The following is a 12,649-nucleotide window of genomic DNA, read 5'->3' on the forward strand; positions in this document are numbered from 1 at the left end:
ACACCAAGAGGTCGCCCCAGCTCAGACGAGGGCATCGAACCCGCCCGCAGCGGATTGCCCTTCCAGCGCGCGGAAGCTCCGCCCCTGTGACTCGGGACTAGGCCTCTCTGACCGCTGTCGCAGGCCAGAGGAATGCCAGGTCCCTCCTGGCTCAGCACGCCCCTCACGGCGCCAGGTCGACGCCGACGGACAAACCGCGTCGAGCACTACGGGCGTTCCATCATCCGCATCTGCTCCTCCGTGTGATGCTCGCCCGTGGCGGGCGGGAGGGCGTCGAGCCGGGCGAGTTGCTCGCGGCTCAGCCGGACCTCGGTGGCCGCCACGTTTTCCTCGACGCGGGCGGCCCGTCGGCTGCCGGGGATCGGCACAACGTCGTCTCCCCGGGCGAGCAGCCAGGCGAGGGCGACCTGTGCCGGGGTGGCGCCGGCCTCGGCGGCAACAGCTTCGATCTCGTCGACGATGTGCAGGTTCCGCGGGAGGTTCTCCGCAGTGAAGCGGGGATTGTCCGCCCGGAGGTCCAAGGCGTCGAAACACCCGGCCGAGCGGACGGTGCCGGTGAGGAAGCCGTGGCCGAGCGGCGAGTAGGCCACGAATCCGATGCCCAGTTCCCGCAGGACCGGCAGTACGGTCTCCTCCGGGTCGCGGGTCCACAGGGAATACTCGGACTGGACCGCGGTGATCGGATGGACGGCGTGTGCGCGGCGGATCGTGGCGGGTCCCGCCTCGGAGAGACCGATGTGGCGAATCTTGCCCTCGGCGACCATGTCGGCAAGGGCGCCGACGGTGTCCTCGATAGGGGTATCGGGGTCGACGCGGTGCTGGTAGCAGAGGTCGATGTGGTCGGTCCCGAGCCGCCGCAGCGAACCCTCCACGGCGGTACGGACGTTCGCCGGGCTGCTGTCGAGCCGTCCCGTCCCGCCGCCCGCGTGGGAGACCAAGCCGAACTTCGTGGCGAGCACCACCTGGTTGCGACGGCCGCCGATCGCCCGGCCGACGAGCCGCTCGTTGGTGTAGGGCCCGTAGATCTCGGCGGTGTCGAGGAAAGTCGCACCAAGGTCGAGGGCGCGGTGCAGGGCACGGACGGAGCCCACTTCGTCCGAGCCGGAGCCCGTGTAGCCGAAGGACATGCCCATGGCCCCCAGGCCGATCCGGGAGACCTCCAGGTCCCGCAATTTCGTGTGCCTCATCGGACCGCTTCCTTGGGACGCGAGGGTGGGTGTGGGTGCCGCCGGGGCACCGTCCCGTCCGCTCCGGTGGAAGAGGGCGGAGGCGGAGGGGACAGTGCTGCCCGGCGGCAGCGCGGTGGCGGTCAGACCTCGTACTCGACGCCGACGCCTCCGAAGTGGAGCCGGCCCTGGACGAGGACCTTGTGGCCCTGCTCGTCGTAGCCGGTGAGGAGTCCCGCCTCCATCAGCCGGAGGACGATCTGGGTGCTCAGCTCCTGCCTGCCGACAGCGCCGAGGCGCTTGACCAGCGTCTTGTAGCCGAACTCCTCCTCGGCGAGGTCCTGGAAGATCTGCCGGGTGTCGTCGTCCATCGGGTACTGGGCCATGTCGAGCCCGTCCTCGTTGGCCAGGATCTCCCGCTGCTCCAGCCGGAAGCCGATCGGCTCGACGCGGTAGTGCGGCTTGAGCACGGCCTTGCCGCCGGTCCACTGGAAGCGGCTGATGCTGTTGAGCCGCTTGGTGAGGTCGCTGATCCAGCGGATCCGCGCCGCGTTCAGCTCGGCCTCGCTGAATTCGTCGCTGAGCTCGGGACGCTGGTGGCGGCCGATGGAGATCATCGTGGACGCGCGGTCGCGGAAGGAGGCCACGGTCCCGCCGGAGTCCTCGGGGCCGTTGCCCACCAGGCTCTCGAACCATTTCTTCCGGTTCAGACGGTCGTCGTCGGACTCGGTGATACGGCGCTTGCGCCAGAACTCGGAGTCAGGCTCGGTGAACGAGGCAAAGGTGTAGAAGGAGGCGAGGAACTGGTGGTACTGCTCGTAGGCCTCGCGGTAGGTGCGGTTGTACCAGGCGTGCACCGCGTCCTTCTCGCCGCCGTGGCGGGTGATGCGGTCGATGGCTGCGGCGGCTGAGACGGCCGACTGCGAGGCCAGGTGCACGCCTTGCGAGAACAGTGGGTCAGTGAAGCAGGCGGCGTCGCCGCAGAGAAAGAAGCGGTCGGCGGAGAACAGTTCGGTGTCGTAGGACCAGTCCTGAACGATCCGCACCTCGTCGGCCTGTTCCGCGCCGTTGAGGATGTCCACGGCCTTGACGCATTTCGCGAGGGTAGTCGAGTAGAAGGCGTCGGCGCCCTGGTCGCGTACCTCGGCGGCCTTCGAGCGGTCGACGACCAGTCCGACGCTGTACAGGTCCTCCTTGACAGGGATCATCCAGACCCAGCCGTCCTCGAAGGTGATCGAGTACGTGGTGCCCTTCAGGTCCCCCTGGAAGGGGTCCTTCAGCCGGAAGTACGACCAGACCGCGAAGTTGCGGTAGAACTCGTCGTACTGGCGCACGCCGAGCTTGCGGGCGAGGGGGCCGCCGGAGCCGCCCGCGTCGATGACGAAGTCGCTCGTGACGGTGATGCTTTCGCCTCCCTGGCGCACCGTCAGGGACACGCGCTCCGGATCGGACAGGTCCACGTCGGTGACGGGGGTTTCCTCGTGGACTGTTATCCCGCGGGTCCGGGCCTCGTCGAGGAGGAGCTGGTCGAATTCTTCGCGCTTCACCTGGACGGCGTGGTCGAAGACCCAGGGCGTGACCTTGGGAGCCGCGAAGGAGAAGGTCCAGGGGGCCTGGTCCTGGCCCCAGAGGAAGGTCGCTGACGGCTTCTTGACGTAGTTCTGCGCGTCGATCTTCTCCTGGAGACCGAGGCGGTTGAGGATCGACATCGTGCCGGGCAGGAGGGACTCACCGACGCGGTAGCGGGGGAAGGCGGACCGCTCGTAGATCGTGACGTCGTGGCCGAGCTTGTGCAGGGTGAGGCCCGCGACACTACCGGCCGGCCCTCCGCCGATGATCGCGACCTTCGCTTGTGCCATCACGTACTCCTTGGGACGAGGACGGGCTGATGTGACTGCGCGCCGGTGCGGCACGCGGAGAGCTTGGGGTGGGGCGCGGTCGTATCGGATCGGCGCACGGGTGCGGGCGCGAGGAGGACGTTCACTCCTCGTCCGCGCCCGGCCGGGACCGCAGCTTCTTCAGGCGGTCCGACATCGCGATCGTGTCGACCACGTTGATCTTCGAAGGGACCTTGAACGGTTCGACCCGGCCGGCGAGGAACTCCGTCACATGCTTTCGCAGGGCCGCGCGGGTGAGCTCGCCGCTGGGCTTGATGTCCACGCACACCGCCTGGCCGGTGATCGCGTTGGGCCTCCCGTACACGACGCAGTCCTCGACGAGGGGACTGCCCATGAGGACCGACTCGAGTTCCAGCGGGAGGAGTTTCTCGCCTCCGACGTTGATGACCTCCTTGGCCCGGCCCTTGATCCGGAGGTAGCCGTCGGCTGCCTCCTCGACCAGGTCGCCGGTCCTGAACCAGCGGTCCTCGGTCAGCGAGTCGTCGTCGTAGTTCAGATAGCCGAGGAACTGAGTCCGGCTTCTGAGCTGGAGTTCGCCGTCGACGATCCGGTACTCCACACCGGCGTCGGAGATCTTGAAGTACGTGCTGCTCGACGATTCGCTCGTGGTGGTGGCGATGCCGGTCTCGCTGGTGCCGAAGGTCTGGAGCAGCCGCACCCCCGGGAAGGTCCGGTGGACCCGGTCGAGCAGTTCGTCGGACATCGGCTCAGTGCCGTACGTGATCAGGCGCAGGCTGCTGAGGTCGTACGTGCGGTGGTAGCCGCCGACCATGATCAGGTTGAGGTAGGTCGGGCTCGTGGGGAGGACGAGGATCCGGTGGCGCTCGATCAGCGCGCAGATCTCGTCCGGGGTGCGGTGGCGGGGAAGGACCGCGGTGCCCCCGACGAGGAGGGTGCTGAGCAGGGAGTTGATGCCTCCGATGTGATCGAACATCAGCACCATGAGGATGTTGAGGGCGTTCGGCCGACGGCGCGGTCGCTTCTGGAGCTTCTCGCCGACGAGGACATCGAGACTGTGCAGGATGACCTTCGGTGCGCCGGTGCTGCCGCTGCTCAGCAGCACGAGTCCGGCAGCGCCCGGGTCGCCGAGCCGGGCGTGCACCGTGCCGGCGCCCTCAGCGGCGTCGGGGGCGGCGGCCTGGGCCGGACCGGCGCCGCCGGACTGGCCGGTGGAGGCGGCCGTCGGCTGCGCGAGGTCCCGGATCTCGACACCGGCCTCGGTCGTCCCGACCAGGTGACTCGGCCGGCAGTGCTCGGTGAGGGTGTCGAGCGTCGTGTCGGTGAGCGTGACCACCGGCACGACGACGTTCCTGTCCAGGAAGAGCGCGAACAGGGTGGCCACCGAGTCCGTCGAGTAGTCGCCATGGACGACCACGGTCTCCCGGGGCTTCACTCCGTGGAGTGCCAGCCGTTCCCGCGTGTCACGGATCCGCTTCAGGAGCTCCGCGTACGTGACGGCGGTCCCGCGGTCGAAGAGCGCCGTACGCGTACCGAAGTCCTCGAACCTCCGCACCAGTTCGTCGCGCATTCAGTGCACACCCCCAAGAAAGAGAGTCTCGCCCGTGATGAACTCTGATTGCCGACCGATCAGGAACTCCACCGGTCCGACGATGTCGGCCGTCGTGCACTGGCGAGATATCGCCTGGCGCGCGATCAGAGTGTCGATCTTGGGCCGGGGTACGGTCCTCGTCAGCATGGTGTGGACGGGCGGAAGCCCGATCCCGTTCACCCTGATTCCGAACGTGGACAACTCCTTGCTCATCACGCGGACGAGTTGTTCGACCGCGCTCTTGCTGGCCGAGTAAGCGAGTTGTCCTTCTATGGCCCAGGGCACCGCGACCGTCGAGACATTCAGGATCGCGGAGGTCTGTTCCGTCGACTTCCGCAGCAGTTTGACCGCTTCTCTACAACAGTTCAGCACGGCGAAGAAATTGATGTCGAATATCTTGCGGGAAACCTCGTCGGGGGTCGTCAAGAAGTGGTTCATCGACGAGGTTCCCGCATTGTTGACCAGTGCGTCCAGCTTTCCGTACTCCTGCCGGACACTCCGGAACATTCTTTTCGTCTGACCGAGGTCCGCGAGATCCGCCTCGTGGTGCCGGTAGCGGGGGTGATCGATGGTCGATGGCCTTCTGCTGCACCCGACGACGTCATGCCCGACCTCCAGGAAGTGCTCCGCCAGGGCCTTTCCGATGCCGGTCCGGGTGCCGGTGATCATGAGGATCATGAGAGCGACGGCCTGTGCTAACCACGCACGCCGGCGAGTTCCAGTTCTTCCTCGATGAATCCGACCAGCCTGCGGACGCTGCTGAACGGACTCACCCGGCGGGACACGGCCTTCTCGGACGTGAGCGAGACCTCCGCGCCGAACTCGTCCTCGATGTTCTCCTCGACCAGCGAGAGAAAGGCCACCAGGTACATCGATTCGAAGACACCGGAATCGCCGTACAGACACAAGTCGAGCACACGATCGGTGGGAATCTTCTCCTCGCGCGTCAGATTGATCTCGTCGAGCGCCGCCACAACGACGCTTTGGATTCGCTCCGTCACCTTCAGGCCTCCCGTCCAGCACAAAAGTCAAGAACAGCTGACATCGACGGTCCAGTGATGCTCCGGACGTGGCCGACGCCTGGATTTTTATGTCATACGTGCCCAGCTCACGCAAGGCGTTCAGGCTGTGCAACTGTCCCGTTCCTTCAGTTGCACAGGGTGGTTATCTGCACGCTCTTGCGAGCGGCGATCGATGTCCACAGAATTCGAGAACGCCGGACCCGGGAAAGGGCCGAGTTCGCAAAGCGGAGCGAAGGAAGGGGTGGGCCATGCGTGACCACACGGACGAGAAATCCGGCGCGGCCGGGCACGATGACAGGTACGTCCAGGTCGGCGGACTACCGGCATTCGACCCGGGCGACCCCGCCGAGAACGCGGTCATCAACCGGCTCGTCGGGAACTGGCACCGGCGGGCGGCCGTGAAGCGCGAGGAGCCTGACGTCTACGCCCTTTTCGATCCCGGTCGCCCGGACTTCCGCGAGGACATGGTCCCTTTCCGGTCGCACCCGATCTGGGATCGCCTCTCCGACGAGACCCACTCCCGTCTGCTCAGCTGGGGCTGGGTGGCGTACAACCGGAACACGGTCCTGGTCGAGCAGCGGATCGCCAACCCGGCCTTCGAACTGGTCATCGGCGGCGCGTACCCCGGTCTCGGCGGCCAGCAGCTGGAGCTCGCCGTCGCGCAGGCCATGGTGGACGAGCAGTACCACACGCTCATGCACATCAACGGCAGCGCGGTGACGCGGCGGATGCGTCGGAGCGACTTCTCCGACCGAGTGCTGCCGGACTCGCACATCACCACGATCCACCAGGCACATCTGGACCGGTGTGAGGAACCGTGGCAGCGCAGCCTCACCACGCTGGGTTTCGCGACGGTCGCCGAGATCTCCATCAACGCGTACCTCGACCTCCTCGCCGACGACCAGCAGATCCAGGTCGTCAACTCCACCACGGTGAAGCTGCACAACCGCGACGAGTACTGCCATGCCTCGATCTCCGGCGAGATGATGAAGCAGGTGTACGAGGCGCTCCCGGCCGATCGGCGCCGTTTTCTCCTGGAGAAGGTCGTGGCGGGTCTGGAGGCCTTCGTCGCCCCCGACTTCACGACCTGGGAGACGATCGTCGCGTTCGAAGGCGTACCGGACTGGGAGAAGGCCGCCGCCGAGGTACGCGAGGCGCAGGGCGGCACCCACCTCGTCCAGGACCATTCGGGGATCCACACCCTCCTGACGGAGATGGACGTCCTCGACCAGGTCGAGTTCGCCTGGGGCACGACGGTGGCCCGGTGACCGGCCCTCATGGGACTGCGGCGCGCACCGGCCTGCGCCCCGCCGCCATCGCAGTGCGCGACATCTACAGCTTCCTCGCCGATCTCGGTATGGACTGCGACGTCAACCCCTGCACGGCCTTCGTCGGCGCCGTCGAGCCCTGGCGGGTCGAGGACCGCGACGGGTGGCGGGAGTTCGTGGGCCGGCTCGGGCTGCCCCGGGCCCTGGCGCACCTGGTCGACGTGGCGGAGGAGGACGTGGTCGTCACCCTCGCCCCGCAGCCGGAACTGGTCGAGGGCGGCGCGGACACGCTGGCGGATCTGGTCACCGCCTACCACAACAGCCACCCGCTGCGGCTCGACGAGGCAGTGCACCTCGCGTGCTGGCCGCACACGAACGGCGAGTACGTCGTCTTCGTCAAGTTCAGTCATCTGATCGTCGATCTGACCGATGTGGTCAGCCTGCTCCGGCACATCAGGGCCTATCTGTGCGGCGAGACCCCGGCGGGCCGGATCGGCGCCCGTTACCGCCACCACGAGCGGGCCCTGGAGCAGTACGCCGCCCTGCCGGCCGCCGACCCCGCGGAGGTCACCCGGGCTCTCGGCGACCTGCCCGCACCGGGCCGCAAGGGGATCCCGACGATCTCCGCGTCGGCGGAGGACTGGCTCCCGCTCCGCGAGGGTGTCACCTTCGATGAACTGCTCAGCGCCGTCACCGCCGCCCTGCTCCCCGCCCTCGGCGGCGGCCTGGTCCTTCAGTACCCCTTCTCCCGCTGGGAGTTCGCGACGAAGGGCGGCTACTTCGTCGAGATCAAGCCGCTCGTCCTGCGGGCCGCGTCCGCCGCCGAGTACACCCCCGAGTACTTCGCGGACACCCGCCAGGCCCAGGAGTCGCTGGGCCGGTTCACGATGTCCGACCTCGATGCTTTCGCACGGGCGTTCACCAGCGGCCGGATGCCCCGCGTCGTCGTCTCCGACACCACGTTCATGCGTCCGGAACCGGACCGATGGCGCTGGGTCCCGGTACGCAGCGCGCGGGTCTTCGAGGATCTCAAGTTCCTCGCCGACCGGTCGTGGCCGGGCCCGCCGCTGTTGCGGATGCAGTACAAGCGCGGCTTCCTCTCCCCCGGAACCGGGGCCGAAGTCCTCGACCGACTCAAGCAGCGAATTGGAGCAAGTGGTGGAACTCTCGGACCTGTTGACTGACCTCTTCCGGCGCCATCGCGGACGGACCGCGCTGCGGACCGCAGGGCGTACCTGGACGTACGAGGAGCTCGACCGGGTCACGAGCGCCCTCGCCGGCCGGATCGACCGCGAGTGCCCTGCGGGCCGCCGCGTCCTGGTCACCGGGGAGCACACGGCGGAAGCCGTGGTCTGGGCCCTCGCGGCGATGCGCAGCCACGCCGTTCACACCCCGATGAGCCCCGGCCTGCCTGCCGACCGGTTCGAGGAGTTCGCCGGTGTCGCGGACGCGGCACTCCTCCTCTGCTTCGACCGCCAGGCGCTGGAGCGAGCCGAGAAGGCCGGCGTCCGCGCCCTGTACGCCGGTGACGTGGGCCGCCCCAACGAGCCTGCGCCTGCGCCTGCGCCTGCGCCTGCGCCTGCGCGGAGCGTGCCTGAGGAGCCGGCCCGTTCCCGCATCGCCTACTCCATCTTCACCTCGGGTTCGACCGGCACCCCCAAGCTCGTCGACGTCGGGCACGGCGGTCTCCTCAACCTGTGCCGCTCCTTGCGGCGCCTGCTCGACATCACGCCGGACGACGAGGTCCTCCACTTCGCGTCGCTCTCGTTCGACGCCTCCATCAGTGAGATCCTCGGCACCCTGTACGCCGGGGCGACCCTCGTCGTCCCGGTCTGGGACCAGGCTTCGTGGCTGGGGTCCGTCTCACGGCACCTCGCCGCCCACGGCTGTGACCTGGCCATGCTTTCGCCGTCCGTCTACGCCCGGCTCGACGAGGCGGCGCGCCGCCGCATCCGCAAGGTGGAGTTCTGCGGCGAGGCCCTGAGCGAGAGCCAGTACCACAAAGCGGCCCGGTACAGCCGCGTGTTCAACGCGTACGGCCCGACGGAGGCCACCGTCTGTTTCTCCCTCGCCGAGCTGACGGAGTTCACCCCGACCATCGGCACCCCTCTCGACGGCTTCCGCGCCTTCGTCCGCGACCCCGAGACCGGCGAGCACGCCACGACGGGCACCGGCGAACTGGTCATCGTGGGCGACGGCGTGGCACTCGGCTACGCCGGCGGGAGCCCGGCCGAGAGCAAGGCGTTCGCCACGGTCGACGGCTCCCCCGCCTACGCCACCGGGGACGTCGTGACCCTCTCCGACGACGGTCACCTCGCGTACGTCGGACGGACGGACGAGCAGATCAAACGCCTCGGCCACCGGGTGAACCTCGCCCACGTCGAGTCCACGCTCGCCCACCACCTGGACCGGGCCGTGGCGCTCGTACGGCAGGGCGACACGATCCTGCTGGTCACGACCGTCGACGGTGACACCACCGAGGAGTCGTTGATGGGCCGGATCAGGGACCTGGTGCCCGTCTGGGAGGCGCCCGACCGGGTGGTGCTGGTCGACGCGCTCCCCCTGACCTCCGCCGGGAAGGTGGACCGGAACGTCGTGCGGGAGCAGCTCACGCCCACGGTCGACACACTGGACGGGGACGCGGCGGAGCTGCGGCAGGTGCTCGACGTCGTGACCACCGTCCTGGGGCAGGAGATCGGCCCGGACACGTCGATCTTCGACGCCGGCGGCAGTTCCCTCGCCATGATCCAGGTGCAGGTCAAACTCTCCGAGACGTATGGCGAGGAGGCCGTCGAGGCCGCGTTCGCCGCGATGGAATACGACTTCGCTCCGTCCGCCTTTCTGCGCCACGTGCGCGGAGAGGCCGTCGCCCCGGCCGAGTCCGCGGTCGAGACACTGCTGCGCCGGGTGGAGTCCGAGCTGGACGCCCTGCGAGCTGAGCTTCCGGTACTACTCCACGACACCCAACACGAGCCGGTGCCGTGGGCCGAGGCCGGCGACCGGGTCGTGCTCCTCACCGGCGCGTCGGGTTTCATCGGAGGACACGTTCTGGACCGGCTGCTCCGCGCCGGTCGCCCCGTCCTGGTCGTCAGCACCGGCGATCCCGACCGGGTGCTGACCGAGCACCGCACCCGGTTCGGGCGGGAGGCCGCCGACTACGCCCAGGTGCAGGCGATCTCCTACGAAGAACTGGAACGGTGGGTCGAACGGCGGCGCGGACCCGTCCTCGACGCGGTGGTGCACTGCGGCTACCAGGTCAACCACCTTCTGCCGCTGGAAAGCCACATGAGCGCCAGCGTACGCAACACGGCGCTGGTCGTCCGCGGCGCGGCGGCTCTAGGAGCCCGCTCCTTCGTCTTCCTCTCGGCCGCCTCAGCCGGGGCGGACTTCCTCCCCCTGTCGGCCGAGACCCTCATGGCCGTGGGTGACCCCTACTCGCGGTCGAAACTGATCAGCGAGGAGTACGTGAACACCCTCGCCGTCCTTGGATGTGCGGTCTCCCACTACCGGCCCGGTCTGGTCTACGGGCACCGGCCCGAGGACCACGGCTACCTCAAGGATGACTGGTTCACCGCTCTGATCGAGACCGCGCGCCGGGTGCACGCGATGCCCCGGCTCAGCGGCTACGTGCCGGTCTGCGACGTCGGCCCCCTGACCGAGACCGTTCTCGGGGACCTGGCCGCGAGCCCGGGCCCGGCCCGCGGCCGATCCCGGGGTTCGGACTCCCGGTCGGCGGTCGTGGTCCACCGCACGTACGCTCTCGACGAGCTGCTGCACCACACCGGGCTCACGGAGTCGGACGTCCTGCCGCCCGCCGAATGGTTCGAACGAGTGCGGGACGGCGGAGACGTCCCCGCACCGCTGCTGGCCGCCATGCAGGCCGCACTGAGCGGTCCGGGCTGGCCTTCCTCCTGCCGGGAGGTCGACCACGACATCCTCGGCCGGCTGCTCGGCACACCGCCGGACGCCCGGACCGGGGACGGGACGGGGACCGTCACGGAGGCCCAGAAGGGCGCCACCCACGTGTCGTCGTCGCGCTAGCAGGAACGGAGCCGTTGCCCCCATGCGCTATTCGTTACGTCAGGACATCGCGGTCGAGCCGGTCATCGCCGGCTGGTACGGCTGGTCGTACCTGTTGCCGCCGCAGTGCCTTGCCCGCTTCGTCCGCAACCGGTTCACCCGCATCGTCGAGAGTTACCTCGACGACCCGCAGGTCCACGCGGCGGCCGTCCGGCAGCGTCGGATGCACGGCGGCCCCTGGATCCACGCCCACGAGCACCGCGACGCCATCGAGGCCTGGTACCGGGACACGGCTCCCCGACGGGCCCGGTTGGACGAACTCTTCGAGGCGATCCGGCGGTTGGAGGAGGACATCCTGCCGCGCCACCACGGCGGATGCCTCGACCCCGTCTACCAGGAGCTGCCGCAAGCCCTGGCCGGACGGGTGGAGGTGTTCTACGGCAGGGACAACCGCACGGCCGACTACCGCTTCATCGAACCTCTGATGTACGCGTCGGAGTACTACGACGAGTCGTGGCAGCAGGTGCGTTTCCGTCCCGTCACGCAGGACGCGCGCGAGTTCGCCCTCACGACGCCGATGCTGGAGTACGGCCCGGAACAGCTGCTGGTCGACGTTCCCCTGAACTCCCCCCTGCTCGACACGGTCTTCCGCGGCGGCCTGAGCGGAGCCGAACTCGACGACCTGGCGGCGGAATTCGGGCTGCGAGGCGAGCGGGCTGCCCGGTTCGCCTCGTACTTCGAGCCCACCCCGCCGCCCGCCGCGGAATCCGCCGCTCCGCCGGCCGGCGACGACGTCCTCGAATACGTGGGCCATGCCTGCGTCTTCGCCCGCCACCGAGGCACGACCTTCCTGGTGGACCCGGTGCTGAGCTACGGCGGCTACCCCGGCGGGGCGGAGAACCGGTTCACCTTCGCCGATCTGCCGGAGCGCATCGACCACCTGCTCATCACGCACAACCACCAGGACCACATGCTGTTCGAGACCCTCCTGCGGATCCGGCACCGGGTCGGCAGGGTCCTGGTCCCCAAGTCCACCAACGCCAGTCTGGTGGACCCAGGACTCGGCGGCATCCTGCGCCGACTGGGCTTCACCGACGTCGTCGAGGTCGACGACCTGGAGACGCTGCACTGCGGCTCCGCCGAGGTCGTCGCCCTGCCCTTCCTGGGGGAACACGGCGATCTGCGGATCCGCAGCAAGACCGGCTGGCTGCTCCGGTTCGGGGAGCGTTCGATGCTGTTCGCCGCCGACTCCACCAACATCTCGCCGACGATGTACACGAAGGTGGCCGAGGTGATCGGGTCGGTCGACACCGTCTTCATCGGCATGGAGAGCATGGGCGCCGCCGCGAGCTGGATCTATGGTCCGCTCTACGGCGAGCCGTTGGACCGCAGGACCGACCAGAGCCGGCGGCTCAACGGCTCCAACTTCCCTCAGGCGAGGGAGATCGTCGACGCTCTGGAGCCCGAAGAGGTCTACGTGTACGCGATGGGCCTCGAACCCTGGATGGGCGTCGTGATGGCCATCGACTACGACGAGAGCCATCCGGCCATCGTCGACAGTGACCTGTTGGTGCGGCACGTCCGGGACAAGGGCGGCACCGCCGAACGGCTGCACCTCCGCCGGACGCTGCGCCTCTGAGCGACGCCCCCCACGGTCGCGGCGCCCGGGGCACCGCTTCCCGTCCTCCAGCCCTCCCACTTCGCGAGCCCTTCGAGACAAGGTGCC

At 68.6% G+C, this 12,649-nt stretch carries 9 protein-coding genes; 4 read left to right on the plus strand and 5 right to left on the minus strand.

The features are described from left to right. Positions 1-206: 206 nt before the first annotated feature. From ABZ098_RS04075 to ABZ098_RS04095, 5 genes are all read right to left on the minus strand, one after another. Entirely contained in the window at positions 207-1,187 is a 981-nt protein-coding gene (locus ABZ098_RS04075; RefSeq protein ID WP_356586966.1) for an aldo/keto reductase, read from the minus strand. A gap of 122 nt (positions 1,188-1,309) precedes the next feature. After that, on the minus strand, positions 1,310-3,025 hold the full coding sequence (gene cmlS, locus ABZ098_RS04080) for a chloramphenicol-biosynthetic FADH2-dependent halogenase CmlS (RefSeq protein ID WP_356586968.1): 1,716 nt from the start codon (positions 3,023-3,025) through the stop codon (positions 1,310-1,312). A gap of 121 nt (positions 3,026-3,146) precedes the next feature. Next, positions 3,147-4,592 (minus strand): fatty acid--CoA ligase family protein, encoded by a 1,446-nt coding sequence (locus ABZ098_RS04085; RefSeq protein WP_062229572.1) that lies wholly within the window; start codon positions 4,590-4,592, stop codon positions 3,147-3,149. Continuing rightward, positions 4,593-5,282 (minus strand): SDR family oxidoreductase, encoded by a 690-nt coding sequence (locus ABZ098_RS04090; protein WP_225890143.1) that lies wholly within the window; start codon positions 5,280-5,282, stop codon positions 4,593-4,595. Positions 5,283-5,308: 26 nt separating this feature from the next. Continuing rightward, positions 5,309-5,614, minus strand: coding sequence for a hypothetical protein (locus tag ABZ098_RS04095; protein WP_356586970.1), 306 nt, complete (start codon positions 5,612-5,614; stop codon positions 5,309-5,311). A gap of 269 nt (positions 5,615-5,883) precedes the next feature. Here ABZ098_RS04095 and ABZ098_RS04100 point away from each other — a divergent pair, with 269 nt between their 5' ends. Genes ABZ098_RS04100 through ABZ098_RS04115 form a run of 4 tightly spaced genes read left to right on the plus strand, consistent with a single transcriptional unit; the run spans position 5,884 to position 12,562 of the window. Beyond that, positions 5,884-6,903, plus strand: coding sequence for a diiron oxygenase (locus ABZ098_RS04100; protein ID WP_356586972.1), 1,020 nt, complete (start codon positions 5,884-5,886; stop codon positions 6,901-6,903). After that, positions 6,900-8,087, plus strand: a complete 1,188-nt coding sequence (locus ABZ098_RS04105) for a hypothetical protein (protein WP_356586974.1) — start codon at positions 6,900-6,902, stop codon at positions 8,085-8,087. Before ABZ098_RS04100 ends, ABZ098_RS04105 begins: the two co-directional genes overlap by 4 nt. Next, positions 8,062-10,944: an AMP-binding protein gene (locus ABZ098_RS04110; protein ID WP_356586976.1), complete on the plus strand. Its 2,883-nt coding sequence runs from the start codon at positions 8,062-8,064 to the stop codon at positions 10,942-10,944. The genes ABZ098_RS04105 and ABZ098_RS04110 overlap by 26 nt, the downstream gene beginning before the upstream one ends. 22 nt (positions 10,945-10,966) lie before the next feature. Further along, positions 10,967-12,562 carry an MBL fold metallo-hydrolase gene (locus tag ABZ098_RS04115; protein ID WP_356586977.1) on the plus strand — a complete coding sequence of 532 codons (1,596 nt, stop codon included), beginning with the start codon at positions 10,967-10,969 and terminating at the stop codon, positions 12,560-12,562. Positions 12,563-12,649 lie beyond the last annotated feature (87 nt).

This window comes from Streptomyces sp. NPDC006335, assembly GCF_040612795.1.
Lineage (GTDB): Bacteria > Actinomycetota > Actinomycetes > Streptomycetales > Streptomycetaceae > Streptomyces.